The following is a 26,916-nucleotide window of genomic DNA, read 5'->3' on the forward strand; positions in this document are numbered from 1 at the left end:
GCATGCGACGTATAGCTGTGATGGGCGCCGCCGGGCGCATGGGCAAAACCCTGATCGAGGCTGTGCAGCAGGCGCCAGGTGCCGGCCTGACGGCGGCAGTGGATCGTCCTGACAGTACGCTGGTCGGCGCGGACGCCGGTGAGCTGGCGGCTATCGGTCGCATCGGCGTGCCGCTGTCGGGTGACCTGGATCGCGTGGTCGATGAGTTCGACGTGCTGATCGACTTCACTCATCCGACGGTGACCCTGAAAAACCTCGCCTTCTGCCGCAAGCACAACAAGGCGATGATCATTGGCACCACCGGCTTCAGTGTTGAAGAGAAGCAGTTGCTGGCAGAGGCGGGCAAGGATATCCCGATCGTCTTCGCGGCCAATTTCAGCGTCGGTGTAAACCTGTGCCTGAAGCTGCTCGATACCGCCGCCCGGGTGCTGGGCGATGATGTCGATATCGAGATCACCGAAGCTCACCATCGGCATAAAGTCGATGCGCCGTCCGGTACGGCCGTGCGCATGGGTGAGGTGATTGCCGATGCCCTGGGTCGCGACCTGAAGAAAGTCGCGGTTTACGGTCGTGAGGGCCAGACCGGTGCTCGCGAGCGCGAGACCATCGGTTTTGCCACGGTGCGCGCTGGCGATATCGTGGGTGATCACACTGTGTTGTTCGCAGCCGACGGTGAGCGTGTCGAGATCACTCACAAGGCCTCCAGCCGCATGACCTTCGCCAAGGGTGCGGTGCGTGCTGCTTTGTGGCTCGACGGGCGTGAAGCGGGTCTTTATGACATGCAAGACGTGCTCGACCTGCGTTAAGATGCACCCTAAATCGGGCTCGCGCACAGCGTTTGAGCCCGGTTTTACCCCGCCAAGCGACGACCTGTCGCATTCTCCAGCCTTTAAGGCTCATTGGCGGTAGACCAAAAATGCCTTTTTCTGTAAGCTACAGCTTTAGTGTGTCCACTAAAAGCGCGCAGAATAATTCAGTGAAGAAGCGGGGTGACGTGTCCATACGTCACTCCGCTTTTTTACAACCTGCGATCGCCCTTTCAGGCTTTATTTACGGGAGGTCTTCTTGACTAAGCCAGCCATACTCGCCCTTGCTGATGGCAGCATTTTTCGCGGCGAAGCCATTGGAGCCGACGGTCAAACCGTTGGTGAGGTGGTGTTCAACACCGCAATGACCGGCTATCAGGAAATCCTTACCGATCCTTCCTACGCCCAACAGATCGTTACCCTGACTTACCCGCACATCGGCAATACCGGCACCACGCCGGAAGACGCCGAGTCCAACCGCGTCTGGTCTGCTGGCCTGGTCATCCGTGACCTGCCGCTGGTGGCGAGCAACTGGCGTAACACGATGTCCCTGTCGGACTACCTGAAGGCCAACAACGTCGTCGCCATCGCCGGTATCGACACTCGCCGCCTGACGCGCATCCTGCGTGAAAAAGGTGCGCAGAACGGCTGCATCATGGCCGGTGACAACATTTCCGAAGAAGCCGCCATCGCCGCTGCCCAAGGCTTCCCTGGCCTCAAGGGCATGGACCTGGCGAAAGTCGTCAGTACCAAAGAGAAGTACGAGTGGCGTTCGACTGTCTGGGATCTGAAGACCGACAGCCACGCGACCATCGAAGCCTCCGAACTGCCGTACCACGTGGTGGCCTACGACTACGGCGTCAAGGTGAACATCCTGCGCATGCTGGTCGAGCGCGGTTGCCGCGTGACCGTGGTGCCTGCACAAACTCCAGCCGCCGAAGCGCTGGCCCTGAAGCCGGACGGCGTGTTCCTGTCCAACGGCCCTGGCGATCCCGAGCCTTGCGACTACGCGATCCAGGCGATCAAGGACGTGCTGGAAACCGACATCCCGGTGTTCGGTATCTGCCTCGGTCACCAGTTGCTGGCCCTGGCCTCCGGCGCCAAGACCCTGAAAATGGGTCACGGCCACCACGGTGCCAACCACCCGGTCCAGGATCTGGACAGCGGCGTGGTGATGATCACCAGCCAGAACCACGGTTTTGCGGTAGACGAAGCCACCCTGCCTGCCAACGTTCGCGCGATTCACAAATCGCTGTTCGACGGCACCCTGCAAGGTATCGAGCGTACCGACAAGAGCGCCTTCAGCTTCCAGGGTCACCCTGAAGCCAGCCCTGGCCCGAACGACGTAGCACCTCTGTTCGATCGCTTCATCAACGAGATGGCCAAGCGACGCTGATCGCTCGCCCTGATGTTGCAAAGCTTGAGGGTGGTCCCGATATCGGCGACCCCTTCAAGTCTTCACAGATTGAACAAGACGGCTTGCCGACTGACCTGCGGATTTGAGTGACAAACCCATGCCAAAACGTACAGACATTAAAAGCATCCTGATTCTCGGCGCTGGCCCGATCGTGATCGGCCAGGCCTGCGAATTCGACTACTCCGGCGCCCAGGCCTGCAAAGCCCTGCGCGAAGAGGGCTACCGCGTCATCCTGGTGAACTCCAACCCGGCCACCATCATGACCGACCCGGCCATGGCCGACGCCACCTACATCGAGCCGATCAAGTGGCAGACCGTTGCCAAGATCATCGAGAAAGAGCGTCCGGACGCGCTGCTGCCGACCATGGGCGGCCAGACCGCCCTGAACTGCGCCCTGGACCTGGAGCGCGAAGGCGTCCTGGAGAAGTTCGGCGTAGAAATGATCGGTGCCAACGCCGACACCATCGACAAGGCTGAAGACCGTTCGCGTTTCGACAAGGCGATGAAATCCATCGGCCTGGCGTGCCCGCGTTCCGGCATCGCGCACAGCATGGAAGAGGCCAATGCGGTCCTCGAGAAGCTGGGCTTCCCGTGCATCATCCGTCCGTCCTTCACCATGGGCGGCACCGGTGGCGGTATCGCGTACAACCGTGAAGAGTTCGAAGAAATCTGCGCCCGCGGCCTGGACCTGTCTCCGACCAAAGAGCTGCTGATCGACGAATCGCTGATCGGTTGGAAAGAATATGAAATGGAAGTTGTCCGCGACAAAAAGGACAACTGCATCATCGTCTGCTCCATCGAAAACTTTGACCCGATGGGCGTGCACACGGGTGACTCGATCACCGTGGCGCCGGCACAGACCCTGACCGACAAGGAATACCAGATCCTGCGTAACGCCTCCCTGGCGGTACTGCGTGAGATCGGCGTGGAAACCGGCGGTTCGAACGTTCAGTTCGGTATCTGCCCGAACACCGGCCGCATGGTCGTGATCGAAATGAACCCGCGTGTATCCCGTTCCTCGGCACTGGCCTCGAAGGCCACCGGTTTCCCGATCGCCAAGGTCGCGGCCAAGCTGGCTGTGGGCTACACCCTGGATGAGCTGTCGAACGACATCACCGGCGGCAAGACCCCGGCGTCCTTCGAACCGTCCATCGACTACGTCGTGACCAAGCTGCCACGTTTCGCCTTCGAGAAGTTCTCCAAGGCTGATGCGCGCCTGACCACTCAGATGAAGTCGGTAGGTGAAGTCATGGCCATCGGCCGCACCTTCCAGGAATCCCTGCAGAAAGCCCTGCGCGGCCTGGAAGTCGGTGTTTGCGGTCTGGACGAGAAGGTTGACCTGCGCAACCCGGAAAGCATGAGCATCCTCAAGCGCGAACTGACCGTGCCGGGCGCCGAGCGTATCTGGTACGTGGCGGACGCCATGCGCGCTGGCATGAGCGTTGAAGACATCTTCGGCATGACCATGATCGATCCTTGGTTCCTGGTGCAGATGGAAGATCTGATCAAGGACGAAGAGAAGGTCAAGACCCTGGGTCTGACCAGCATCGACCGTGACCTGATGTTCCGTCTCAAGCGCAAGGGCTTCTCCGACATGCGCCTGGCCAAGCTGCTGGGTGTGACCGAGAAGAGCCTGCGTGCCCACCGCCACAAGCTGGAAATCTTCCCGGTCTACAAGCGCGTCGACACCTGCGCCGCCGAGTTCGCCACCGATACCGCGTACCTGTACTCCACGTACGAAGAAGAGTGCGAAGCCGCGCCGTCGGGCCGCGACAAAATCATGATCCTGGGTGGCGGTCCTAACCGTATCGGCCAGGGTATCGAGTTCGACTACTGCTGCGTGCACGCGGCACTGGCCCTGCGCGATGACGGTTACGAGACCATCATGGTCAACTGCAACCCGGAAACCGTTTCCACCGACTACGACACCTCCGATCGCCTGTACTTCGAACCAGTGACCCTGGAAGACGTGCTGGAAATCGTCCGCGTCGAGAAGCCAAAAGGCGTGATCGTTCAGTACGGCGGCCAGACCCCGCTGAAACTGGCCCGTGCCCTGGAAGCCGCTGGCGTGCCGATCATCGGCACCAGCCCTGACGCCATCGACCGTGCCGAAGACCGCGAGCGCTTCCAGCAAATGGTCCAGCGCCTGAACCTGCGTCAGCCGCCAAACGCCACCGTGCGCAGCGAAGACGAAGCGATTCGTGCAGCCAGCAAGATCGGTTACCCGCTGGTGGTGCGCCCGTCCTATGTACTGGGCGGTCGTGCGATGGAAATCGTCTACGAAGAAGAAGAACTCAAGCGCTACCTGCGTGAAGCGGTTCAAGTGTCCAACGACAGCCCGGTGCTGCTGGACCACTTCCTCAACTGCGCCATTGAAATGGACGTGGATGCGGTCTGCGACGGCAAGGACGTAGTGATCGGCGCGATCATGCAGCACATCGAGCAGGCCGGCGTTCACTCCGGTGACTCCGCGTGCTCGCTGCCGCCATACTCCCTGCCGGCGCACATCCAGGACGAAATGCGCGAACAGGTCAAGAAAATGGCCCTGGAACTGGGTGTGGTCGGCCTGATGAACGTTCAGTTGGCGCTGCAAGGCGAAGACATCTACGTCATCGAAGTCAACCCGCGCGCTTCGCGTACCGTACCGTTCGTGTCCAAGTGCATCGGTGTTTCCCTGGCGATGATCGCAGCGCGCGTGATGGCCGGTAAAACCCTGCAGGAGCTGGGTTTCACCAAGGAAATTATCCCGAACTTCTACAGCGTGAAAGAAGCGGTGTTCCCGTTCGCCAAATTCCCTGGCGTCGACCCGATCCTCGGCCCAGAGATGAAGTCGACCGGCGAAGTGATGGGCGTGGGCGACACCTTCGGTGAAGCATTCGCCAAGGCCCAGATGGGTGCCAGCGAAGTGCTGCCGACCGGCGGTACTGCGTTCATCAGCGTACGTGATGACGACAAGCCACTGGTTGCAGGCGTGGCCCGTGATCTGATCAACTTGGGCTTTGAAGTGGTTGCCACTGCCGGTACTGCCAAGCTGATCGAAGCCGCAGGCCTGAAAGTGCGCCGCGTGAACAAGGTGACCGAAGGGCGTCCGCACGTAGTCGACATGATCAAGAATGACGAAGTCACCTTGATCATCAACACCACCGAAGGCCGTCAGTCGATCGCTGACTCCTATTCCATTCGTCGCAATGCCCTGCAGCACAAGATTTACTGCACCACCACCATTGCTGCTGGCGAAGCGATCTGTGAAGCGCTGAAGTTCGGTCCCGAGAAGACCGTACGCCGCTTGCAGGATCTACACGCAGGATTGAAGGCATGAGCATAACGAAGTACCCGATGACCGTTCAGGGCGCTCGCGCCCTGGAGGAAGAGCACGCTCACCTGACCAAAGTCGTCCGTCCAAAGCTCAGCCAGGACATCGGTACGGCCCGTGAGTTGGGCGACTTGAAGGAAAACGCCGAATACCACGCTGCTCGCGAGCAGCAGGGTATGGTCGAGGCGCGGATTCGTGACATCGAAGGCCGGATTCAGAATCAGGTCATCATCGACGTCACGACCATTCCTCACACTGGCAAGGTTATCTTCGGCACCACCGTCGAAATCGCCAACGTCGAGACTGATGAAAGCGTCACTTACCACATCGTGGGTGAGGATGAGGCTGACTTCAAACTCGGCAAGATTTCGGTCGGTTCACCCTTGGCTCGAGCCTTGATCGGCAAGGAAGAGGGTGATGTGGTCGTCGTCAAAACGCCTGGTGGCGTTATCGAGTACGAGATTGTCGAAGTCCGTCACATCTGAAGCAAGGCGCCCGCTGAATGCGGGCGCCATGCTCTGGCAGCTGGCCCAGATGTTGTGGGTCGGCGGTCTGTGGCTGGTGCATCTCGGTTTGCAGCCGGTGTTGGGCCGAATTGGCCTGGCACCGTTGCTGATCGATGAGATCGCCGGCATGTTCGAGACCGTGGTGGTGGGGTTTGCCGCCGTGTGCGTGATCTTTCAGGCTTTGGTGCTGGTACAGGCTAATGGCCTTGCCAGTCTATGGCGGGATTTTCGTGGGCAGGTGCTGCTGGTCGCGTTGTGCGCCTGTGCGATGTTTGTGGCCGTGCCTATCGGCTGGCCGGATGCGCAGCGCTGGCAGGTGTTCAGCTATCTGGTTTTGGGGTTCTCGGGGCTGGTGCTGATTATGCAGCCGGTGCCCGGATGGAGTGTCAGGGTGCGCGAAGCACACCCTTGACCCTTGTCATCACTTGAAGCGATGGACGTTCGACAGCTGCTTGTTGACGCTGAAGTTCTTGCGGTAAATCAGTGCCATCTTGCCGATGACCTGTACCAGATCCGCTTTGCCAACCTTGCACAGCTCGGCAATGGATGCCAGGCGCGATTCGCGATCGAGGATATTGAGCTTGATCTTGATCAGTTCGTGATCCGCCAATGCGCGTTCAAATTCGGCTAACACACCTTCAGTCAAACCGTTGTCAGCCACAATCAAAACCGGTTTCAGATGGTGGCCAATGGATTTGTACTGTTTCTTCTGCTCTTGAGTGAGCGGCATAATCTGACCCTTTCGTCTGGATTCTGTAAAATGGCGGCCATTTTACCCGAGGGTTCGTGGATCCGCCCAACTAATCACGACCCTTATCATCGAGGTGCCCAATGGCGCGTTCCAAGACAAGCCTTGGTTGGCTGAAAAGACATGTCAATGATCCCTATGTGAAGCAGGCGCAGAAGGATGGCTACCGCTCGCGTGCGAGTTACAAGCTTCTGGAGGTCCAGGAGAAATACAAGCTGATCCGTCCGGGCATGACCGTTGTTGACCTGGGGGCGGCGCCTGGTGGCTGGTCGCAGGTCACTAGCCGGCTGATCGGTGGTCAGGGGCGCCTGATCGCCTCGGATATCCTGGAAATGGACAGCATTCCGGACGTGACTTTCATCCAGGGGGACTTTACCCAGGACGAAGTGCTCGCTCAGATCCTGGACGCCGTCGGTAATTCGCCGGTGGACCTTGTGATTTCCGATATGGCCCCCAATATGAGTGGTACGCCTGCCGTAGATATGCCCAAAGCCATGTTTCTTTGCGAGCTGGCGCTTGATCTGGCAGCCCGGATACTCAAGCCGGGTGGTAATTTTGTGATCAAGGTTTTTCAGGGTGAAGGGTTTGATGCTTACGTGAAGGACGCTCGTCAGAAATTCGACAAGGTCCAGATGATCAAGCCGGACTCTTCCCGAGGCAGCTCCCGCGAGCAATACATGCTGGCTTGGGGCTACCGCGGCCGGAGTGAATAAAGCGCGGTTTTTTTGCAGGGCAATAGGAATTTCGTATTTCGCCCTGTGGGAAATAGCGAATATTGTGTAGGAAGAGTTTCACAAAGGGTTACAGACGGCGCCTGCCAGAGTTGTAGGTAATGTAGTAAGTTAGGCCGGTGAATATCATGCGAAGCGCGCGCCAACAGCGGCGCTTGCTTCAGAGGGTAGTTAATTGAACGATATGGCAAAGAATCTGATCCTGTGGTTGATCATCGCGGCTGTCCTGGTGACAGTGATGAACAACTTCTCCAGCCCTAACGAGCCGCAGACCCTCAACTATTCCGACTTCATCCAGCAGGTCAAGGATGGCAAGGTCGAGCGCGTGGCGGTTGATGGCTACGTGATTACCGGCAAGCGCAACGATGGCGACAGCTTCAAGACCATTCGTCCGGCAATCCAGGACAACGGCCTGATCGGCGACCTGGTGGATAACCACGTCGTGGTCGAAGGCAAGCAGCCTGAACAGCAAAGCATCTGGACCCAACTCCTGGTCGCGAGCTTCCCGATCCTGGTGATCATCGCCGTGTTCATGTTCTTCATGCGCCAGATGCAGGGCGGTGCCGGTGGCAAGGGCGGGCCGATGAGCTTTGGCAAGAGCAAGGCGCGCCTGCTCTCCGAAGACCAGGTGAAAACCACCCTGGCAGACGTTGCCGGTTGCGACGAAGCCAAGGAAGAAGTCGGTGAGCTGGTCGAGTTCCTGCGTGATCCGGGCAAGTTCCAGCGCCTGGGTGGCCGCATTCCTCGTGGCGTATTGATGGTCGGTCCTCCGGGTACCGGTAAGACCTTGCTGGCCAAGGCGATTGCCGGCGAAGCCAAGGTGCCTTTCTTTACCATTTCCGGTTCCGATTTCGTCGAGATGTTCGTCGGTGTCGGTGCAAGCCGTGTTCGCGACATGTTCGAACAGGCCAAGAAACACGCTCCATGCATCATCTTCATCGATGAAATCGACGCCGTCGGTCGCCACCGTGGTGCCGGCATGGGCGGTGGTCACGACGAACGCGAGCAGACACTCAACCAGTTGCTGGTGGAGATGGACGGCTTCGAAATGAACGATGGCATCATCGTGATTGCCGCGACCAACCGTCCTGACGTGTTGGACCCTGCGCTGCTGCGTCCGGGCCGTTTCGACCGTCAGGTCGTGGTCGGTCTGCCGGATATCCGTGGTCGCGAACAGATTCTCAAGGTCCACATGCGCAAGGTGCCAATGGGCGACGACGTCGCTCCGGCAGTGATCGCTCGTGGTACCCCGGGTTTCTCTGGTGCCGACCTGGCCAACCTGGTCAACGAGGCGTCGTTGTTCGCTGCCCGTGCCGGCAAGCGCATCGTCGAAATGAAAGAGTTCGAACTGGCCAAGGACAAGATCATGATGGGCGCCGAGCGCAAATCCATGGTCATGTCCGAGAAAGAAAAGCAGAACACCGCTTATCACGAAGCTGGCCACGCCATTGTGGGTCGCGTCGTGCCTGAGCATGACCCGGTTTACAAGGTCTCGATCATCCCGCGCGGTCGTGCGCTGGGCGTGACCATGTTCCTGCCGGAAGAAGATCGCTACAGCCTGTCCAAGCGTGCGCTGATCAGCCAGATCTGCTCGCTTTACGGTGGCCGTATCGCTGAAGAAATGACCCTGGGCTTCGATGGCGTCACCACCGGTGCGTCCAACGACATCATGCGTGCCAGCCAGATTGCGCGGAACATGGTGACCAAGTGGGGGCTTTCCGAAAAACTCGGTCCGCTGATGTACGCTGAAGAGGAAGGTGAAGTGTTCCTAGGTCGCGGAGGCGGTGGCCAGAGTGCAAGTTTCTCCGGTGAGACAGCCAAGCTGATCGACTCCGAAGTGCGCAGCATCATCGACCAGTGCTACGGCACCGCCAAGCAGATCCTCACGGACAACCGTGACAAGCTCGACGCCATGGCCGATGCCCTGATGAAGTATGAAACCATCGATGCCGAGCAGATCGACGACATCATGGCTGGACGCACACCTCGCGAGCCTCGCGACTGGTCGGGTGGCACGGGTACCTCCGGTACGCCGCCAGCGGTGCAGGGTGAGCGTCCGGAAACACCTATCGGCGGTCCCGCTGCTGACGTTTAAGGTTTGAAATGACTTTTGTTCAGTCCTCGACCCGGTTGCCTTGCGGCAACCGGGTTCTTGATTTGTCCCAGACGCATGTCATGGGCATTCTCAATGTCACTCCCGATTCTTTCTCCGATGGTGGCAAATTCAGCCAGCTCGATGCGGCGTTGCGCCATGCGCAAGCCATGGTTGCGGCTGGCGCCACCTTGATCGATGTTGGCGGCGAGTCTACTCGGCCAGGCGCGAGGGCGGTTTCACCGCTCGAAGAGCTTGAGCGCGTGGCACCAATCGTTGAAATGATTCACCGTGAACTGGATGTGATCATCTCGGTCGATACCTCCACGCCCGCGGTCATGCGCGAATCGGCGCGGCTGGGTGCCGGCCTGATCAATGACGTGCGTTCCTTGCGCCGCGAGGGTGCCCTGGATGCGGCGGCGGCGACCGGCTTGCCCGTTTGCCTGATGCATATGCTCGGTGAGCCGGGTGACATGCAGGACAACCCGCACTACCAGGACGTCACCCAAGAGGTGGGCGAGTTTCTAGCCGAGCGCATGGCTCAATGTGCGACGGTGGGGATTCCAGCTGAGCGGATCATTCTTGATCCGGGTTTTGGGTTCGCAAAAAATCTGCAGCACAATCTAAGCTTGTTCAAGCATATGGAAGCCTTGCATGCCTTGGGGCGCCCGTTGTTGGTTGGGGTGTCGCGAAAGAGCATGATCGGTCAAGCGTTGAGTCGCCCTGTCGGTGAGCGCCTGTATGGCGGTCTTGCCCTGGCGGCGCTGGCAACGCACAAGGGCGCGCGTATATTGCGTGTCCATGACGTAGCTGAAACAGTTGATGTGGTGAAAATGATCACCGCAGTGGAATCAGCCGAATAAGAATTATGGAGTAGTTATGACAAAGAAATATTTTGGCACCGACGGCATTCGCGGTCGGGTCGGTGTTTATCCGATCACTCCTGACTTCATGCTCAAGCTGGGCTGGGCTGCCGGCATGGCGTTCCGCAAGATGGGTGCGTGCAAGGTGCTGGTGGGCAAGGACACGCGGATTTCCGGTTACATGTTCGAATCGGCGCTCGAGGCCGGGCTGACATCGGCGGGTGCCGACGTGATGCTCCTGGGCCCGATGCCGACACCGGCCATCGCCTACCTGACGCGTACCTTTCATGCCGAAGCCGGCATCGTGATCAGTGCTTCGCACAATCCCCATGACGACAATGGCATCAAGTTTTTCTCCGGGAAGGGCACCAAGCTTCCCGATGAGATCGAGCACATGATCGAAGAGTTGCTCGACACCCCGATGACCGTGGTTGAGTCGAGCAAGATCGGCAAGGTCTCGCGAATCAACGATGCCTCTGGCCGCTATATAGAATTCTGCAAGAGCAGCGTGCCAACCGGCACCAGCTTCTCCGGTCTGAAAATCGTCATCGATTGCGCCCACGGTGCGACGTACAAGGTGGCGCCAAGCGTATTTCGCGAGCTAGGTGCCGAGGTCGTGGTTCTGTCCGCGCACCCCAATGGCCTGAACATCAACGACAACTGCGGTTCAACCCACATGGGCCAATTGCAGGCTGCCGTCTTGGCCGAGCATGCCGACCTGGGTATCGCATTTGATGGTGACGGCGATCGGGTGTTGATGGTTGATCACACCGGTGCCATCGTCGATGGCGACGAGCTGCTGTTTATCATCGCTCGCGATCTGCATGAACAGGACAAGCTGCAAGGCGGCGTAGTCGGTACGTTGATGAGTAACCTGGGGCTGGAGCTCGCCCTCGCGGACCTGGCGATTCCCTTTGTGCGCGCCAACGTCGGTGACCGTTATGTGATCGCGGACCTGCTGGAGCGTAACTGGCTGATCGGTGGCGAGAACTCGGGGCATATCGTGTGCTTCCATCACACCACGACCGGTGATGCGATCATTGCCGCGTTGCAGGTGTTGATGGCGTTGAAGACTCGTTCGCAAGGGTTGGCAGAGGCTCGTCAGGCGTTACGCAAGTGCCCTCAGGTATTGATCAATGTGCGTTTCGGTGGCGGTGCAAACCCGCTCGAGCATGCGTCGGTCAAGGAAGCCAGCGAGCGTGTCACCCAGGCCATGGCGGGTCGCGGGCGCGTGTTGTTGCGCAAGTCCGGGACCGAGCCGCTGGTGCGTGTGATGGTCGAAGGCGAAGACGAAACCCTGGTTCGCGGCTATGCCGAAGAGCTGGCAAAACTGGTTACTGAAGTTTCTGCCTGAATTCGGCTTGCCAGCCTCGATTGTGTTGGGTAACATCTGCGCCCACTTTGACCGACGAGGTACAGCATGCGTCGCCCTATGGTAGCTGGTAACTGGAAGATGCACGGTACCCGCGCCAGCGTCGCTGAGCTGATCAACGGCCTACGTGACTTGGCCTTGCCGAGCGGTGTTGAAGTAGCGGTATTCCCGCCTTTGTTGCATATCAGCCAAGTGGTTGATGGCTTGAAAGGAAAGTCGATTTCGGTCGGTGCGCAGAATTCTGCGGTGGAATCCGGACAAGGTGCGCTGACCGGTGAGGTCTCGCCTAGTCAGTTGGTGGATGCAGGTTGTTCCCTGGTTCTTGTCGGGCATTCCGAGCGCCGCCAGTTAATGGGTGAGCAGGACGGAGTGCTGATTCGCAAGTTCGCAGCGGCACAGGCAAGTGGCCTGGTTCCGGTGTTGTGCATAGGGGAAACCCTTGAGCAGCGTGAAGCCGGGAAGACCCTTGAGGTTGTCTCGCAGCAATTGGGCAGCATCATCGATGAGTTGGGTGTCGGTGCGTTTGCAAAGGCAGTAATTGCTTACGAGCCGGTCTGGGCCATTGGCACCGGGCTGACTGCTTCGCCGCAACAGGCGCAGGATGTGCACGCAGCCATTCGCGCGCAGTTGGCGGCAGAGAATTCTGAAGTCGCACAAGGTGTGCGGCTTCTATACGGCGGCAGCGTGAAGGCGGCCAATGCGGTCGAACTGTTCGGCATGCCGGATATCGATGGGGGCCTCATTGGTGGGGCTTCCCTGAATGCAGATGAGTTCGGTGCGATTATTCGCGCCGCGGGAAACTGAAAAAATGCTGGAAACAGTCGTAGTCGTTTTTCATCTGCTGGGTGCATTGGGCGTAGTAGCTCTGGTTTTGCTGCAGCAGGGTAAAGGTGCGGACGCTGGCGCGTCTTTCGGAGCAGGTGCTTCAAATACTGTGTTCGGAAGCCAAGGTTCCTCTACCTTTCTTAGTAAGTTTACTGCTATACTTGCCGCAGGTTTCTTCATAACCAGCTTAGGGTTAGGTTACTTTGCTAAAGAGAAAGCTCACCAGCTGACTCAAGTAGGTCTCCCAAATCCAGCAGTGTTGGAAGTACCAAAGCAACAACCGGCTTCTGATGATGTCCCGGTGCTTCAAGAGCAAAAGTCGGCTACTCCAGCGACTGACGTGCCTCCAGCTCAAGAGCAGAAGTAAGAAGGGTTTCAAACGTAGTATTGCCGAGGTGGTGGAATTGGTAGACACGCAACCTTGAGGTGGTTGTGCCCATAGGGTGTAGGGGTTCGAGTCCCCTTCTCGGTACCAATTAGTCAGGAGAGCCCGCTGTTGCGGGCTTTCTTGCAGGTGGAAGGTTACATTGACCCTGTCGGGGATCGGTCGTATACTTCCGCCCCAGCTTTGTCGCGGGGTGGAGCAGTCTGGTAGCTCGTCGGGCTCATAACCCGAAGGTCGTCGGTTCAAATCCGGCCCCCGCAACCAGTTTAAGGAGCCCCTTTTAAGGGGCTTTTTGTTAGCTGGACACTTCCAACGCCGCTGTTCGACGGCGTTTCAAGGATGGGCGCTTCGCCCATTTTTTTATTTTGCATAGCATGCACATACATGCACGAGGGGGTTCAGGTGTCGAGCAAGCTAGAAGAGTTGCAGGCCTTGCTGGCCCCGGTGGTCGTGGCCCTAGGCTATGAATGCTGGGGTATCGAGTTTTCGGCTCAGGGTCGTCACTCGATGTTGCGCGTTTATATTGATAAAGAGGGCGGTGTGCTGGTGGACGATTGTGCCATCGTCAGCCGTCAGATCAGCGGTGTGCTGGATGTTGAAGATCCAATCTCCGTTGAATACACCCTCGAAGTTTCCTCGCCAGGCATGGAACGCCCGCTGTTCACTCTTGAGCAGTTTGCAAAATTTGCCGGTGAACAAGTGAAGATCAAGCTGCGCTCGCCTTTTGAAGGACGACGCAACTTTCAGGGCCTTCTGCGCGGTGTAGAAGAGCAGGACGTCGTGGTGCAGGTAGAAGACCATGAGTTCCTGTTGCCGATCGATATGATCGACAAGGCCAACATTATTCCCAGTTTTGACTGAGGCGTGCCAGATACTGCGGATCCCGCGGATCCAATGGCTTGCGAAAGGCGAGGCGTACGATGAGCAAAGAAGTACTGCTGGTTGTTGAGTCGGTATCCAATGAAAAGGGCGTACCGGCTAACGTAATTTTTGAAGCGCTGGAGCTCGCTCTGGCCACGGCTACCAAAAAGCGTTTCGAGGACGAAGTCGATCTGCGTGTGGAAATCAACCGCCACACCGGTGCGTACGAGACTTTCCGTCGCTGGACGGTCGTCGAAGAAGACGATCTTGACGATCCGGCCATCGAAACCTGGCCAAGCAAGGTTGCCGAGACGCATCCTGGCGCCAAGGTCGGTGACGTTGTCGAAGAGAAGATCGAGTCCATCGAATTCGGCCGTATCGCTGCACAGACTGCCAAGCAAGTCATCGTGCAGAAGGTTCGCGAAGCCGAGCGCGCCCAGGTTGTCGACGCTTACCGCGAACGCCTGGGTGAAATCATCTCCGGCACCGTGAAAAAAGTTACCCGCGACAACGTGATCGTTGATCTGGGCAACAACGCCGAAGCGTTGCTGGCCCGTGAGGACATCATTTCTCGCGAAACTTTCCGGGTTGGCGTGCGCTTGCGTGCGCTGCTCAAGGAAATCCGCACCGAGAACCGCGGCCCGCAGTTGATCCTGTCGCGTACCGCGCCGGAAATGCTGATCGAGTTGTTCCGCATCGAAGTGCCGGAAATTGCTGAAGGGCTGATCGAAGTAATGGCTGCGTCCCGTGATCCGGGTTCGCGCGCCAAGATCGCCGTTCGCTCCAAGGACAAACGCATCGACCCGCAGGGCGCTTGCATCGGTATGCGCGGTTCGCGCGTCCAGGCAGTGTCGGGCGAGTTGGGCGGTGAGCGTGTGGACATCGTCCTGTGGGACGACAACCCGGCTCAGTTCGTGATCAACGCCATGTCCCCGGCTGAGGTTGCGGCAATTATCGTTGACGAAGATGCCCATGCAATGGACATCGCCGTCGGCGCAGACAATCTGGCTCAGGCCATCGGTCGTGGTGGTCAGAACGTGCGTCTGGCCAGCCAGTTGACTGGCTGGACCCTGAACGTGATGACCGAATCGGACATCCAGGCTAAGCAGCAAGCAGAAACCGGCGACATCCTGCGCAACTTCATCGACGAGCTGGAAGTCGACGAAGATCTGGCACAGGTGCTGGTCGATGAAGGCTTTACCAGCCTGGAAGAGATTGCCTACGTACCGCTGGAAGAAATGCTCAACATCGACGGCTTTGACGAAGACACCGTCAACGAGCTTCGCGCTCGTGCCAAGGATCGTTTGTTGACCAAAGCCATCGCTACTGAGGAAAAGCTGGCAGACGCCCATCCGGCCGAAGACCTGCTCTCGCTTGAGGGTATGGACAAGGATTTGGCGATGGAACTGGCGGTGCGCGGCGTAATTACCCGCGAAGACCTGGCCGAGCAGTCTATTGACGACCTGCTCGACATCGACGGCATTGACGATGATCGTGCCGGCAAGTTGATCATGGCCGCCCGAGCCCACTGGTTCGAGTAATTAGGCGCGGCCTGAGGAGAGAAATGCATGACGCAAGTCACGGTGAAACAACTGGCCGATGAGGTCAAAACACCGGTAGAGCGCCTGTTGCAGCAGATGCGTGAGGCAGGTCTGCCGCACACCGCCGCCGAAGAAAGTGTGACTGACAGTGAGAAGCAATCGTTGCTGACTCACTTGAAGAGCAGTCACAAGGCGAAAGTGGAAGAACCACGCAAGATTACGCTGCAGCGTAAAACCACCAGCACCCTGCGTGTTGCTGGCAGCAAAAGCATCAGCGTTGAAGTACGCAAGAAGAAAGTCTTCGTACAGCGCAGCCCGGAAGAAATCGAAGCCGAGCGCAAGCGTGAACTGGATGAACGTCGCGCAGTAGAAAATGCTGCACGTCAGAAGGCTGAAGAAGAAGCCAAGCGCCGCGCCGAAGAAGAAGCGCGTCGCCAGCCAGCTGCTGCGCCGTCCGCCCAAGCCCAACCTGCTGCAGCGCCAGCTGCGGTGGCCGAGCCTGTGCGCGAAAGCGCGCCGGTCGTGGCTGCCGCTCCGGCACCTGCAGCCGATACCCGCAAGCGCGACGAGCAGCGTCGTCCGGATAAGCCACGTGCCGACGACAACAGTCGTCGCGGTGGCGGCGATGGTGAGCGCAAAAACGCTCCGCATCGTGCTTCGGTCAAGGAGAAGGCGCCTGCGCCACGCGTTGCCCCACGTACTACCGACGAAGAAAGCGATGGCTTCCGTCGTGGTGGTCGCGGCAAGGCCAAGCTGAAGAAGCGCAACGCCCACGGTTTCCAGAGCCCAACCGGCCCTGTCGTGCGCGAAGTGAAGATCGGCGAGACCATCACTGTGGGCGATCTCGCCCAGCAGATGTCGGTCAAGGCTGCTGAAATCATCAAGTTCATGTTCAAACTGGGTACCCCAGCGACCATCAACCAGGTACTGGACCAGGAAACTGCCCAGCTGGTTGCCGAAGAGCTGGGCCACAAAGTGACCCTGGTCAGCGACACCGCCCTGGAAGATTCCCTGGCTGAGTCCCTGAAGTTTGAAGGTGAGGCGGTTTCCCGTGCACCGGTCGTGACCGTAATGGGCCACGTTGACCACGGTAAGACTTCCCTGCTCGACTACATCCGTCGTGCCAAGGTAGCTGCTGGCGAAGCCGGCGGTATCACCCAGCACATCGGTGCCTACCACGTTGAAACCGACCGTGGCATGGTGACGTTCCTCGACACCCCTGGTCACGCCGCGTTTACCGCAATGCGTGCCCGTGGTGCCAAGGCGACTGACATCGTGATCCTGGTGGTTGCGGCGGACGACGGCGTGATGCCACAGACCATCGAGGCTGTTCAGCACGCCAAGGCTGCTGGCGTTCCGCTGGTTGTCGCAGTGAACAAGATCGACAAGCCAGGTGCTGACCTCGATCGCATTCGTAGCGAGCTGTCGGTACACGGCGTGACGTCGGAAGAGTGGGGTGGTGACACTCCATTCGTACCGGTTTCGGCGAAAATGGGTACTGGCGTCGACGAATTGCTCGAAGCGGTACTGCTGCAAGCCGAGGTCCTGGAACTGACTGCAACGCCATCGGCTCCTGGCCGTGGTGTCGTGGTTGAATCCCGTCTGGACAAGGGTCGTGGCCCGGTGGCTACCGTTCTGGTTCAAGACGGTACCCTGCGCCAGGGCGATATGGTCCTGGTCGGTTCGAACTATGGCCGCGTTCGTGCCATGCTCGACGAGAACGGCAAGCCAATCAAGGAAGCCGGTCCGGCCATCCCTGTCGAGATCCTCGGCCTGGACGGTACCCCGGACGCTGGCGACGAGATGAGCGTGGTTGCCGACGAGAAGAAAGCCCGTGAAGTGGCTCTGTTCCGTCAAGGCAAGTTCCGCGAAGTCAAGCTGGCCCGTGCTCACGCCGGCAAGCTGGAAAACATCTTTGAAAACATGGGTCAGGAAGAGAAGAAGACGCTCAACATCGTCCTCAAATCCGACGTCCGTGGTTCGCTGGAAGCGTTGAACGGTGCCCTGAACGGCCTGGGCAACGACGAAGTGCAAGTGCGCGTGGTCGGTGGCGGTGTTGGTGGTATTACCGAATCCGACGCCAACCTGGCACTGGCTTCCAACGCTGTACTGTTCGGCTTCAACGTGCGTGCCGATGCCGGCGCTCGCAAGATCGTCGAGCAGGAAGGTCTGGATATGCGTTACTACAACGTGATCTACGACATCATCGAAGACGTCAAGAAAGCCTTGACCGGTATGCTCGGCAGCGACGTTCGCGAGAACATCCTGGGCATCGCCGAAGTGCGTGACGTGTTCCGTTCGCCGAAGTTTGGCGCGATCGCCGGTTGCATGGTGATCGAAGGTGTTGTTCACCGTAACCGTCCAATCCGTGTACTGCGTGAAGACATCGTTATCTTCGAAGGCGAGCTGGAATCCCTGCGTCGCTTCAAGGATGACGCTTCCGAAGTACGTGCCGGCATGGAATGCGGTATCGGCGTGAAGAGCTACAACGACGTCAAGGTCGGTGACAAGATCGAAGTCTTCGAGAAGGTCCAGGTTGCTCGCAGCCTCTAACTCGCGCACTTCAAGAGCCGTGATGGCCAGCCGCATGCAATTGCGCGGCGCATCGCCCGGACTCTAAACGCAACGCCCGGTCTGGCTTTTGTCAGGCCGGGCGTTTGCCGCTTTCAGACCTTACGGGTTTCACCGTGGGGCAGTAACAGGTAACAAGACATGGCAAAAGAATACAGCCGTACCCAACGTATCGGCGATCAGATGCAGCGTGAGCTGGCACAACTGATCCGTCGTGAAGTCAAAGACCCGCGCGTCGGCCTGGTCACCATTACCGCTGTGGAAGTCAGCCGTGACGTCGGTCACGCCAAGATTTTCATCACCGTGATGGGCCAGGACAGTCACGAAGAGATCGCGCAAAGCATCAAGGTGCTCAACTCCGCCGCTGGCTTCCTGCGCATGCAGCTGGCTCGCGAGATGAAGCTGCGCAGCGTTCCACAGTTGCACTTCCACTACGATGAAAGCGTCGTGCGCGGTGCGCATCTGTCGGCCTTGATCGAGCGCGCAGTGGCTGAAGACAACCAGCACTCGGTTACGGCACAAGCCGAAGACACCAAGGAGTAATCGGTGGCTCAGGTCAAACGTATCCGTCGTAACGTCAGCGGCATCATCCTGCTCGACAAGCCGCTGGGGTTCACCTCCAACGCAGCCTTGCAGAAGGTCCGCTGGTTGCTCAACGCCGAGAAGGCCGGGCACACCGGTAGTCTCGATCCGCTGGCCACTGGCGTGTTGCCGCTGTGCTTCGGTGAGGCCACCAAGTTCTCGCAGTACCTGCTCGATTCCGACAAGGGTTACGAAACCCTCGCGCAACTGGGCAAGACAACCACCACGGCCGATGCCGAGGGCGAGGTTTTGCAGGAGCGCCCGGTGACCGTTGGTCGCGCCGATATCGAAGCTGTATTACCGCAATTTCGTGGGCAAATCAGTCAGATACCGCCGATGTACTCGGCTCTCAAGCGTGATGGGCAGCCCTTGTACAAGCTGGCCCGTGCAGGTGAAGTAGTGGAGCGCGAACCGCGTTCTGTTACTATTACGCGCTTGGAATTGCTGGCCTTCGAAGGGGATACTGCGCGGCTTGCGGTGGATTGCACCAAAGGCACCTATATTCGCACCCTGGTGGAGGATATCGGTGAGCAACTCGGTTGTGGCGCTTACGTTGCAGAACTGCGACGTACCCAGGCCGGGCCTTTCACCCTGGCGCAGACCGTGACCCTCGAAGAGCTGGAAGCGGTACATGCCGAAGGCGGCAACGAGGCGGTCGACCGCTTCCTGATGCCATCGGACAGCGGCCTGCTGGATTGGCCACTGTTGCAGTTCTCGGAAGCGAGCGCGTTCTACTGGCTCAATGGCCAGCCGGTACGCGCCCCGGATGCCCCGAAGTTCGGCATGGTACGGGTACAGGATCACAATGGTCGCTTCATCGGTATTGGTGAAGTGAGTGAAGACGGGCGCATCGCGCCGCGTCGACTGATTCGGTCAGAATGACCGGACGAGTGTGGCTGTTAGCAGGCACGGTCACTACTCATTTTTAGATACAGGGATTTGTCCCTGGCCTGTTGAAACTGTTTTTGAAACAGTTTCCTGATAAAAGGATTGCCACATGGCTCTCGACGTTCAAGAAAAAGCTCAAATCGTAGCTGACTACCAGCAAGCTGTTGGTGACACTGGTTCGCCAGAAGTGCAAGTTGCACTGCTGACCGCCAACATCAACAAACTGCAAGGTCACTTCAAGGCCAACGGTAAAGATCACCACTCCCGTCGTGGTCTGATCCGCATGGTTAACCAGCGTCGTAAGCTGCTGGACTACCTGAAAGGCAAGGACGTGAGCCGTTACAGCGCTCTGATCGCTCGCCTGGGTCTGCGTCGCTAATCAGCGATTGCGCTAGAGGTTGGTTGTCTGTCGTGCGTCAGCGGGTTTCCGCCGGCGCATGGCAGGCTCCCAGCCTCAAGTTTTATCTGGATATCCGTTTTGCCTGTGTGAGACACCCAGGACAACCCATCGGGCCGATTCCCGGCGTTGCCCAAGAATTTCGCAAGAACCCAGTTTCCCCAAGAGCCACAAAAGAAGGTAGGACACCGTGAACCCGGTAATCAAAAAATTCCAGTTCGGTCAGTCGACCGTTACCCTCGAGACTGGCCGTATCGCCCGTCAGGCCTCCGGCGCAGTATTGGTCACCGTTGACGACGACGTCAGCGTATTGGTGACCGTCGTTGGTGCCAAGCAAGCCGATCCAGGCAAGGGTTTCTTCCCTCTGTCTGTTCACTACCAGGAAAAGACTTACGCTGCCGGTAAGATCCCAGGCGGTTTCTTCAAGCGCGAAGGCCGTCCTTCCGAGAAAGAAACCCTGACTTCCCGACTGATCGATCGTCCGATCCGTCCGCTGTTCCCTGAAGGCTTCATGAACGAAGTGCAGGTTGTCTGCACCGTCGTGTCCACCAGCAAGAAGACCGATCCGGACATCGCTGCGATGATCGGTACCTCGGCTGCCCTGGCCATCTCCGGCATTCCTTTCGATGGCCCGATCGGCGCTGCCCGCGTTGCCTTCCACGAAAGCACCGGCTACCTGCTGAACCCGACTTACGAACAACTGAAGGCTTCGAGCCTGGACATGGTCGTTGCCGGTACTTCGGAAGCTGTCCTGATGGTTGAATCGGAAGCCAAAGAGCTGACCGAAGACCAGATGCTGGGCGCAGTATTGTTCGCCCACGACGAATTCCAGGCCGTGATCCAAGCCGTCAAGGAGCTGGCTGCCGAAGCTGCCAAGCCAACCTGGACCTGGGCTCCGCAAGCTGAAGCCACTGAACTGCTGGGTGCGATCCGCGCCGAGTTCGGCGAGGCGATCTCCCAGGCCTACACCATCACCATCAAGGCTGACCGTTACGCTCGCCTGGGTGAGCTGAAGGACCAGGTCGTCGCCAAGCTGTCCGGCGAAGAAGGCCAACCTTCCGCTGCTGAAGTCAAAGCGGCTTTCGGCGAAATCGAATACCGCACCGTTCGCGAAAACATCGTGAACGGCAAGCCACGTATCGACGGTCGCGACACCCGTACCGTACGTCCGCTGAACATCGAAGTCGGCGTTCTGCCGAAGACTCACGGTTCGGCCCTGTTCACCCGTGGCGAAACCCAGGCCCTGGTAGTTGCGACGCTGGGTACTGCCCGTGACGCACAACTTCTGGACACCCTGGAAGGCGAGAAAAAAGACCCGTTCATGCTGCACTACAACTTCCCTCCGTTCTCGGTGGGCGAGTGTGGTCGCATGGGTGGCGCTGGTCGTCGTGAAATCGGTCACGGCCGCCTGGCACGTCGTTCGGTTCAGGCCATGCTGCCTGCCGCTGACGTGTTCCCGTACACCATCCGCGTTGTATCGGAAATCACCGAATCCAACGGTTCGAGCTCCATGGCTTCCGTTTGCGGTGCTTCCCTGGCCCTGATGGACGCTGGCGTCCCAATGAAGGCACCGGTTGCCGGTATCGCCATGGGTCTGGTTAAAGAAGGCGAGAAATTCGCCGTCCTGACCGACATCCTGGGTGACGAAGACCACCTGGGCGACATGGACTTCAAGGTAGCCGGTACCGCCAAAGGCGTGACCGCGCTGCAGATGGACATCAAGATCAAGGGCATCACCGAAGAGATCATGGAGATCGCTCTGGGCCAAGCCCTGGAAGCGCGCCTGAACATCCTCGGCCAGATGAACCAGATCATTGGCCAGTCGCGTACCGAGCTGTCGGAAAACGCTCCGACCATGATCGCGATGAAAATTGACACCGACAAAATCCGTGATGTCATCGGTAAAGGCGGCGCGACCATTCGTGCGATCTGTGAAGAGACCAAGGCTTCGATCGACATCGAAGACGACGGTTCGATCAAGATCTTCGGTGAAACCAAGGAAGCTGCAGAAGCTGCTCGTCAGCGCGTCCTGGGTATTACCGCTGAAGCCGAAATCGGCAAGATCTACGTCGGTAAGGTTGAGCGCATCGTCGACTTCGGCGCATTCGTCAACATCCTGCCTGGCAAGGACGGTCTGGTTCACATCTCCATGCTGAGCGATGCTCGCGTAGAGAAAGTGACTGACATTCTGAAAGAAGGTCAGGAAGTGGAAGTGCTGGTACTGGACGTGGACAACCGCGGCCGTATCAAGCTGTCCATCAAGGACGTAGCGGCGGCGAAGGCTTCGGGCGTTTAATCACTCCCGCATCTGACCGCTGAACAACAAAACGCCCCGACTGGTTCGGGGCGTTTTGCCATGTGCAGAAAAATCAAAGGATCGTAGCCTTATGCGGGCGTTGCAGAAGGCTGCGATCTTTTGATTTTTAACAGTGTTCGAAGTTGCCTGGCCCCATGGTCAGTGCTAGGTTTAGCCCACTGCCCGTGTAGCTCAGTCGGTAGAGCAGCGCACTCGTAACGCGAAGGTCGCAGGTTCGATTCCTGTCTCGGGCACCAGCGACACGTTGTTTTCAGATGATCCCGAATGGTTCTGAAGGCCAGAAAAGCCGGGCTTCACGCGGTTTTTTTGCGTCAGAGAGATCCTTGATGATCCAGATCCATCTTCCATTCCCCCGATCAAAGAGAACGCCATGACCGTTAAAGAATTGTCTCAAGAAGCCAGACACGAAGAAGCCCTCAAGAAATACGTGCTGGACGTACCCCATTTGCTGGAAGAGATCAAGGACTTGCCACCCGATGATCAGAAGGACCAGATCCAGTGGGCATTCGAGGATGAAGCCGAAGCCCAGGGCTTGCAGCCGTGGGAGTTGACGCTCAAGTACACCTCGACCCCTGAAGAGTACGAGACCGAACGCCTGAAACTGCACAAGGAAGCGGCCGAGGTCTTGGGTGTGGAATGGGAAGAGTACTGCGAGATGAACAATCTGGTGGTCTGACAAAAACGCTCTTTAAGAGGCCGGCTTGCCGACGATAGCGTCCTTCAGATCGCCATCGCCGGCAAGCCGGGCTTCTACAGGTATGCGTTGCTGGTCACAGACTCAGTCGCATCGACAGATCGACAGCCTTCACATCCTTGGTCATCGCCCCAATCGAAATGTAATCCACCCCGGTTTCGGCAATCGGCAGCAGCGTGCTTTCGTTGATCCCGCCGCTGGCCTCCAGCTTTGCCTTGCCGTTGTTCAAGCGCACGGCTTCGCGCATGTCATCCAGGCTCAGCTCATCAAGCATGATGATGTCGGCACCGGCCGCCAGGGCTTCCTTGAGTTCATCCAGGCTTTCCACTTCGACTTCTACCGGCTTGCCCGGCGCAATCTTGTGGGCGGCGGCGATGGCCTGCGGGATGCCACCGCTGGCGGCGATATGGTTTTCCTTGATCAGGAAGGCGTCATACAGGCCGATGCGGTGGTTGTGGCAACCGCCACAGGTTACGGCGTACTTCTGCGCCAAACGCAGCCCTGGCAGGGTTTTGCGGGTGTCGAGCAGTTTAACTTGGGTATTGGCAACGAAGTCCGCCAACTGCTGCGCGCGAGTGGCAACGCCAGAGAGCATTTGCAGGAAGTTCAGCGCGCTGCGCTCCCCCGTCAGCAGCGAGCGAGCTGGCCCTTCGAGGTGGAACAGTACCTGATTGGGTTTGACCCGCTCGCCATCGGCAACCTGCCAGTGCACCGCAACCCGTGGGTCGAGCTGGCGAAACACGGTATCCACCCAGGCGGTGCCGCTGATGACGGCAGCGTCGCGAGTGATGATGGTGGCTTTGGCCAGGCGTTCAGCAGGGATCAGCTGTGCGGTGATGTCGCCGCTGCCGATGTCTTCGAGCAACGCGCGGCGCACGTTGGCTTCGATTTCGGCGTTCAAGTCGGCGAGACGTAGATTCGGCATAAGGCGCTCCACAAACAAAGTGCCCCGATTATAGGGCCATGGTACTGAGCAACCCAAGGCGTCAGAACGGTTGCTGGCGTTCTGAAGCCTGCATTTGGTCGATTGCGTGTGTGATGCCCCCTTGGGGCTGCCTCCTTTTCCTGCGAAGTACGCGCCGGGGTGGCGCAAGGACGCCCTTTACCTGATAATTCGCCTTGGATTTGACGTCATGGCTTTGACGGTCTGGAATTTCAGGAGGCTGGATGCACATCGACGGGAATGTAGTGCCATTGCGCAGGGTCGCTAGTGACCAGGCGACGCAACTGCCACTCGCCCGCCTGCCTGTCATTGTGTTGCAGGTTCGCGACAAGGCGACGCAACAGCTCAGGCAGGGCTTGCAGGCGCTGTTCGATAATGCCGACGATACCCTCTTCGAAATGGCCGACCGGGCACCTGACGATGTTGAGCAGAATCTTTTCTTTGAGGCGATGCGCGATTTGCGTTTGAAACGCAAAAGTATCGAGCGGTTGTTTTTCGAGCAACTCTTCAAGGCGTTCATCAACCTCGGCCAATGCGATCTCGCCTACAGGATGCTGCCTCGGTCATTGTCTCCCAATGCGAGTGTTGCGCCGACTGATGACGCGCCCGAACGCAACCTGGCTGTGCAAGCGATGGTCAACAAGGTGCTCTACCGCGACGGTTTCGCCCTCGACCAGCTCACCGCACGCCTCAGTACGTTGTTGGGAAGGACGCTGATCGAACAGCACAATCCCCTGGGGCCCACGGTGCTCTGCAAGTGCTTCCTGGCGGCCGGGCGTCACCTGGGTGTGGACATCAAGGTCAAGCTGATCATCCTCACGCTGTTTGATCGCTATGTGCTCAGTGGCGCCGGCCAGCTTTACGCCCAGGCCAACCAACTGTTGATCGCCACCGGCGTGCTGCCAGGCCTGACACCTGCCCCTACAAACGACACGATGGATAACAACATCGCTTCTGAGCTTGCCATGCCGGAAGGTGAGCAAGCTGACGCGCTCACCCGTGACGAACGCCGACGCATTGAACGGCTGGAGCAGCGGATTCGCGACGCCGAAGAAAGTCACGCCCAGACCGCTTTGGCCCGCCAGCGAGTAGAGCAAGCTTTGAACCAGGCTCTGCTGGGTAAGACATTGCCGCAAAGTGTGCTGGCATTCGTGCTCGAGACTTGGAGCAAGGTATTGCTACTGACCTGCCTCAAGCGTGGCCATCTGTCACTGCAGTGGCAGGCTGATGTGCAGACCATGATGCAATTGATCTGGAGCGTCCAACGTCATGACCCGCCCGATGCTCGTGAGCATTTGTTGACGCTGGTTCCGGCGTTGCTAAAGGCATTGCGCGAAGGGCTGAGCGGTTCGGCGTTCGATCCATTTGCGACCCGTGCGTTTTTCAGCGAGCTGGAGTACCTGCACGTTCAAATGTTCGAGCATCCAGGGCATTCGCGAGCCGACGCGACAGCGACGGTCGAGGTATTGGAGCCAATCATCCTGCCTACGGCTGAGGAAGGTCCGGTCGATACTGCACGTGTGTTCGACGATGGCGTATTGTTTGAACCAGACCTGGCTTCAGTGATGGGCAAATTGCAGTACCTCAATCGCGTCAAATGATCGCCCCCGATGGCCTATCGCGGCATACTGGCGCCAACACAGTCGTCGTTGAAGGAACCTGTATGCAGTTGGACCCCGCCAGCGGTTGGTGCAAAGGCGTGCATTTATGCCCCTCGCCCAACTTCAATGCGCGCCCCGAGGGCGAAATTTCCCTGCTGGTGATCCACAACATCAGCCTGCCGCCAGCGCAGTTCAAGACTGGAAAGGTGCAGGAGTTTTTCCAGAACCGCCTGGATGTCACGGAGCATCCCTATTTTGAAGGGATTGCGCACCTGCGGGTTTCCGCGCACTTTCTGATCGAGCGTGACGGCACCGTCACTCAGTTTGTTTCTTGCCTTGAGCGTGCCTGGCATGCGGGCGTGTCGAGTTTTGAAGGGCGGGAAACCTGTAACGATTTTTCCATAGGCATCGAACTCGAAGGCACGGATGATCTGCCGTTCGACGATGCGCAATATCGAGCGTTGACGACCCTGACCCGGCAGTTGCAATCGGCATTTGCGGCCATCACCACGCAGCGTATCTGCGGGCACAGCGATATCGCCCCTGGGCGCAAGACCGATCCGGGACCCGCGTTCGATTGGGCACGCTATCGCGCGGCCTTGGCACAAGAGGAAGGATAATGAGTTTTCTGGTGTTGCTGTTGGCGGTATGGATCGAGAAGTTTTCGGCCCTGCGCCACCGGGTTCAGCACGACGCTGGCTGGATTCGTGAGCTGAACAAGCTAGAGCTCAGCCCGCGTCTGGTAGAGCGGCCGTGGCTGGTCCTTGCCGTGCTGGTGTTGTTTCCAGTGGCGGTGCTGGGCTTGCTGCTGGTGGTGCTCGACCCCGTAGCCTACGGTCTGTTGGCGTTGCCGGTGCATTTGCTGGTGGTGATCTACAGCCTGGGGCGTGGTGACCTGCTGGGGGAGCTAGGATCCTTTCGCGATGCCTGGCGTCGCGAAGACCTGCAAGCGGCGGCTCATGTGGCCAAGCGTGACCTGGACATCTGCGCCGACAATGCCGAGCAACTGCTGGAGCGGGTCGAAGGGCATTTGCTGTGGGAGGCCTACCAGAGCTTTTTCGCGATAATTTTCTGGTACTTCCTGCTCGGGCCGGTGGCCGCGCTGAGTTATCGATTGCTGGCGCTGGCAGAAGAACACGGGCAAAACCCGGCTGTGGTCGAGCGTGCTGCGCAACTGCGCCATGCATTCGACTGGGTGCCGGTGCGTCTGTTGGCAGCGAGCTTTGCCCTGGTCGGCAACTTTGTCGCGGTCAGCCGGGTGATGTTGCACGAACTGTTGAACTGGAACATCAGCGCTGCCCAATTGATCGAAAAGGTCGGGCTGGTAGCCGGTGAGATTCCAGCCCCGGTGGTCGGGCCTGAAGGCGTCAACAGCCTCGATCGCATCTGGGAGTTGCTGCTGCGAGCGGCAGTGCTCTGGTATGCGGGGTTTGCGTTGTGGACGGTTCTGCCGTAGGCGCTGG

At 58.6% G+C, this 26,916-nt stretch carries 24 protein-coding genes and 3 tRNA genes; 25 read left to right on the forward strand and 2 right to left on the reverse strand.

The window, feature by feature from the left end:
* The first annotated feature begins 2 nt into the window (after nucleotides 1-2).
* From dapB to PSUM_RS10540, 5 genes are all read left to right on the forward strand, one after another.
* The gene (dapB, locus tag PSUM_RS10520; protein ID WP_008057399.1) at nucleotides 3-806 is read left to right on the forward strand and encodes a 4-hydroxy-tetrahydrodipicolinate reductase; all 804 of its coding nucleotides are present in this window, start codon (nucleotides 3-5) and stop codon (nucleotides 804-806) included.
* A gap of 259 nt (nucleotides 807-1,065) precedes the next feature.
* Nucleotides 1,066-2,202, forward strand: a complete 1,137-nt coding sequence (gene carA, locus PSUM_RS10525; RefSeq protein WP_020796526.1) for a glutamine-hydrolyzing carbamoyl-phosphate synthase small subunit — start codon at nucleotides 1,066-1,068, stop codon at nucleotides 2,200-2,202.
* A 118-nt stretch (nucleotides 2,203-2,320) separates the two neighbouring features.
* Nucleotides 2,321-5,542 carry a carbamoyl-phosphate synthase large subunit gene (gene carB / locus PSUM_RS10530; protein ID WP_020796527.1) on the forward strand — a complete coding sequence of 1,074 codons (3,222 nt, stop codon included), beginning with the start codon at nucleotides 2,321-2,323 and terminating at the stop codon, nucleotides 5,540-5,542.
* Nucleotides 5,543-5,544: 2 nt separating this feature from the next.
* The gene (greA, locus tag PSUM_RS10535; protein WP_032831479.1) at nucleotides 5,545-6,021 is read left to right on the forward strand and encodes a transcription elongation factor GreA; all 477 of its coding nucleotides are present in this window, start codon (nucleotides 5,545-5,547) and stop codon (nucleotides 6,019-6,021) included.
* A 28-nt stretch (nucleotides 6,022-6,049) separates the two neighbouring features.
* Nucleotides 6,050-6,454, forward strand: a complete 405-nt coding sequence (locus PSUM_RS10540) for a hypothetical protein (RefSeq protein ID WP_020796528.1) — start codon at nucleotides 6,050-6,052, stop codon at nucleotides 6,452-6,454.
* Nucleotides 6,455-6,463: 9 nt separating this feature from the next.
* On the opposite strand, the gene PSUM_RS10545 is transcribed toward PSUM_RS10540, so the two are convergent.
* Nucleotides 6,464-6,772, reverse strand: a complete 309-nt coding sequence (locus tag PSUM_RS10545; RefSeq protein ID WP_020796529.1) for a YhbY family RNA-binding protein — start codon at nucleotides 6,770-6,772, stop codon at nucleotides 6,464-6,466.
* A gap of 101 nt (nucleotides 6,773-6,873) precedes the next feature.
* Between PSUM_RS10545 and rlmE the strand changes: the two genes are divergently transcribed.
* From rlmE to PSUM_RS10630, 17 genes are all read left to right on the forward strand, one after another.
* The gene (gene rlmE / locus PSUM_RS10550; RefSeq protein WP_008057410.1) at nucleotides 6,874-7,503 is read left to right on the forward strand and encodes a 23S rRNA (uridine(2552)-2'-O)-methyltransferase RlmE; all 630 of its coding nucleotides are present in this window, start codon (nucleotides 6,874-6,876) and stop codon (nucleotides 7,501-7,503) included.
* A 202-nt stretch (nucleotides 7,504-7,705) separates the two neighbouring features.
* Nucleotides 7,706-9,616: an ATP-dependent zinc metalloprotease FtsH gene (gene ftsH / locus PSUM_RS10555; RefSeq protein ID WP_020796530.1), complete on the forward strand. Its 1,911-nt coding sequence runs from the start codon at nucleotides 7,706-7,708 to the stop codon at nucleotides 9,614-9,616.
* Between the two features lie 8 nt (nucleotides 9,617-9,624).
* Complete coding sequence (folP, locus tag PSUM_RS10560; RefSeq protein ID WP_033045246.1) at nucleotides 9,625-10,476, forward strand: dihydropteroate synthase; 852 nt, start codon at nucleotides 9,625-9,627, stop codon at nucleotides 10,474-10,476.
* Nucleotides 10,477-10,492: 16 nt separating this feature from the next.
* Nucleotides 10,493-11,830 (forward strand): phosphoglucosamine mutase, encoded by a 1,338-nt coding sequence (glmM, locus tag PSUM_RS10565; protein ID WP_020796532.1) that lies wholly within the window; start codon nucleotides 10,493-10,495, stop codon nucleotides 11,828-11,830.
* 66 nt (nucleotides 11,831-11,896) lie between these two features.
* Nucleotides 11,897-12,652: a triose-phosphate isomerase gene (gene tpiA, locus PSUM_RS10570; protein ID WP_033045245.1), complete on the forward strand. Its 756-nt coding sequence runs from the start codon at nucleotides 11,897-11,899 to the stop codon at nucleotides 12,650-12,652.
* 4 nt (nucleotides 12,653-12,656) lie between these two features.
* Nucleotides 12,657-13,040 (forward strand): preprotein translocase subunit SecG, encoded by a 384-nt coding sequence (gene secG, locus PSUM_RS10575; RefSeq protein ID WP_017336473.1) that lies wholly within the window; start codon nucleotides 12,657-12,659, stop codon nucleotides 13,038-13,040.
* A gap of 22 nt (nucleotides 13,041-13,062) precedes the next feature.
* Nucleotides 13,063-13,148 (forward strand) — tRNA-Leu (locus PSUM_RS10580).
* Nucleotides 13,149-13,245: 97 nt separating this feature from the next.
* A tRNA-Met gene (locus PSUM_RS10585) sits at nucleotides 13,246-13,322 on the forward strand.
* A gap of 138 nt (nucleotides 13,323-13,460) precedes the next feature.
* Entirely contained in the window at nucleotides 13,461-13,919 is a 459-nt protein-coding gene (gene rimP / locus PSUM_RS10590) for a ribosome maturation factor RimP (protein ID WP_007973115.1), read from the forward strand.
* Nucleotides 13,920-13,978: 59 nt separating this feature from the next.
* The gene (nusA, locus tag PSUM_RS10595) at nucleotides 13,979-15,460 is read left to right on the forward strand and encodes a transcription termination factor NusA (protein ID WP_020796534.1); all 1,482 of its coding nucleotides are present in this window, start codon (nucleotides 13,979-13,981) and stop codon (nucleotides 15,458-15,460) included.
* A gap of 27 nt (nucleotides 15,461-15,487) precedes the next feature.
* Nucleotides 15,488-18,013 carry a translation initiation factor IF-2 gene (infB, locus tag PSUM_RS10600; RefSeq protein WP_020796535.1) on the forward strand — a complete coding sequence of 842 codons (2,526 nt, stop codon included), beginning with the start codon at nucleotides 15,488-15,490 and terminating at the stop codon, nucleotides 18,011-18,013.
* Between the two features lie 159 nt (nucleotides 18,014-18,172).
* Complete coding sequence (rbfA, locus tag PSUM_RS10605; RefSeq protein ID WP_020796536.1) at nucleotides 18,173-18,574, forward strand: 30S ribosome-binding factor RbfA; 402 nt, start codon at nucleotides 18,173-18,175, stop codon at nucleotides 18,572-18,574.
* 3 nt (nucleotides 18,575-18,577) lie between these two features.
* Entirely contained in the window at nucleotides 18,578-19,495 is a 918-nt protein-coding gene (truB, locus tag PSUM_RS10610) for a tRNA pseudouridine(55) synthase TruB (RefSeq protein ID WP_020796537.1), read from the forward strand.
* 115 nt (nucleotides 19,496-19,610) lie between these two features.
* Nucleotides 19,611-19,880, forward strand: a complete 270-nt coding sequence (rpsO, locus tag PSUM_RS10615; protein ID WP_011332409.1) for a 30S ribosomal protein S15 — start codon at nucleotides 19,611-19,613, stop codon at nucleotides 19,878-19,880.
* A gap of 208 nt (nucleotides 19,881-20,088) precedes the next feature.
* Nucleotides 20,089-22,194: a polyribonucleotide nucleotidyltransferase gene (pnp, locus tag PSUM_RS10620; protein WP_020796539.1), complete on the forward strand. Its 2,106-nt coding sequence runs from the start codon at nucleotides 20,089-20,091 to the stop codon at nucleotides 22,192-22,194.
* A gap of 181 nt (nucleotides 22,195-22,375) precedes the next feature.
* Nucleotides 22,376-22,451, forward strand: a tRNA-Thr gene (locus PSUM_RS10625).
* Nucleotides 22,452-22,585: 134 nt separating this feature from the next.
* On the forward strand, nucleotides 22,586-22,891 hold the full coding sequence (locus tag PSUM_RS10630; protein ID WP_020796540.1) for a DUF6388 family protein: 306 nt from the start codon (nucleotides 22,586-22,588) through the stop codon (nucleotides 22,889-22,891).
* Nucleotides 22,892-22,985: 94 nt separating this feature from the next.
* Here the strand turns inward: PSUM_RS10630 and nadC are convergent, their stop codons facing one another.
* Nucleotides 22,986-23,834 carry a carboxylating nicotinate-nucleotide diphosphorylase gene (gene nadC, locus PSUM_RS10635; protein WP_020796541.1) on the reverse strand — a complete coding sequence of 283 codons (849 nt, stop codon included), beginning with the start codon at nucleotides 23,832-23,834 and terminating at the stop codon, nucleotides 22,986-22,988.
* A gap of 242 nt (nucleotides 23,835-24,076) precedes the next feature.
* On the opposite strand from nadC, the gene PSUM_RS10640 reads away from it, so the two are divergent.
* The 3 genes from PSUM_RS10640 to ampE all read left to right on the forward strand — a co-directional run bounded on the left by PSUM_RS10640 (nucleotide 24,077) and on the right by ampE (nucleotide 26,909).
* Nucleotides 24,077-25,453, forward strand: a complete 1,377-nt coding sequence (locus PSUM_RS10640) for a DUF1631 family protein (protein WP_083348215.1) — start codon at nucleotides 24,077-24,079, stop codon at nucleotides 25,451-25,453.
* A gap of 62 nt (nucleotides 25,454-25,515) precedes the next feature.
* A complete protein-coding gene (ampD, locus tag PSUM_RS10645) occupies nucleotides 25,516-26,073 on the forward strand; it encodes a 1,6-anhydro-N-acetylmuramyl-L-alanine amidase AmpD (RefSeq protein WP_020796543.1) in 558 nt (185 codons plus the stop codon).
* Nucleotides 26,073-26,909: a regulatory signaling modulator protein AmpE gene (gene ampE, locus PSUM_RS10650; protein ID WP_020796544.1), complete on the forward strand. Its 837-nt coding sequence runs from the start codon at nucleotides 26,073-26,075 to the stop codon at nucleotides 26,907-26,909. The genes ampD and ampE overlap by 1 nt, the downstream gene beginning before the upstream one ends.
* The last annotated feature ends 7 nt before the right edge of the window (nucleotides 26,910-26,916 follow it).

Source organism: Pseudomonas umsongensis (assembly GCF_002236105.1).
Lineage (GTDB): Bacteria > Pseudomonadota > Gammaproteobacteria > Pseudomonadales > Pseudomonadaceae > Aquipseudomonas > Aquipseudomonas umsongensis.

Coding starts and splice junctions, on each gene's coding strand:
- dapB (WP_008057399.1), top strand. CDS start 3: ATGCGACGTATAGCTGTGATGGGCGCCGCCGGGCGCATGGGCAAAACC.
- carB (WP_020796527.1), top strand. CDS start 2,321: ATGCCAAAACGTACAGACATTAAAAGCATCCTGATTCTCGGCGCTGGC.
- PSUM_RS10540 (WP_020796528.1), top strand. CDS start 6,050: ATGCTCTGGCAGCTGGCCCAGATGTTGTGGGTCGGCGGTCTGTGGCTG.
- PSUM_RS10545 (WP_020796529.1), bottom strand. CDS start 6,772: ATGCCGCTCACTCAAGAGCAGAAGAAACAGTACAAATCCATTGGCCAC.
- rlmE (WP_008057410.1), top strand. CDS start 6,874: ATGGCGCGTTCCAAGACAAGCCTTGGTTGGCTGAAAAGACATGTCAAT.
- ftsH (WP_020796530.1), top strand. CDS start 7,706: ATGGCAAAGAATCTGATCCTGTGGTTGATCATCGCGGCTGTCCTGGTG.
- folP (WP_033045246.1), top strand. CDS start 9,625: ATGACTTTTGTTCAGTCCTCGACCCGGTTGCCTTGCGGCAACCGGGTT.
- glmM (WP_020796532.1), top strand. CDS start 10,493: ATGACAAAGAAATATTTTGGCACCGACGGCATTCGCGGTCGGGTCGGT.
- tpiA (WP_033045245.1), top strand. CDS start 11,897: ATGCGTCGCCCTATGGTAGCTGGTAACTGGAAGATGCACGGTACCCGC.
- secG (WP_017336473.1), top strand. CDS start 12,657: ATGCTGGAAACAGTCGTAGTCGTTTTTCATCTGCTGGGTGCATTGGGC.
- nusA (WP_020796534.1), top strand. CDS start 13,979: ATGAGCAAAGAAGTACTGCTGGTTGTTGAGTCGGTATCCAATGAAAAG.
- infB (WP_020796535.1), top strand. CDS start 15,488: ATGACGCAAGTCACGGTGAAACAACTGGCCGATGAGGTCAAAACACCG.
- rbfA (WP_020796536.1), top strand. CDS start 18,173: ATGGCAAAAGAATACAGCCGTACCCAACGTATCGGCGATCAGATGCAG.
- rpsO (WP_011332409.1), top strand. CDS start 19,611: ATGGCTCTCGACGTTCAAGAAAAAGCTCAAATCGTAGCTGACTACCAG.
- PSUM_RS10630 (WP_020796540.1), top strand. CDS start 22,586: ATGACCGTTAAAGAATTGTCTCAAGAAGCCAGACACGAAGAAGCCCTC.
- nadC (WP_020796541.1), bottom strand. CDS start 23,834: ATGCCGAATCTACGTCTCGCCGACTTGAACGCCGAAATCGAAGCCAAC.
- PSUM_RS10640 (WP_083348215.1), top strand. CDS start 24,077: ATGCACATCGACGGGAATGTAGTGCCATTGCGCAGGGTCGCTAGTGAC.
- ampD (WP_020796543.1), top strand. CDS start 25,516: ATGCAGTTGGACCCCGCCAGCGGTTGGTGCAAAGGCGTGCATTTATGC.
- ampE (WP_020796544.1), top strand. CDS start 26,073: ATGAGTTTTCTGGTGTTGCTGTTGGCGGTATGGATCGAGAAGTTTTCG.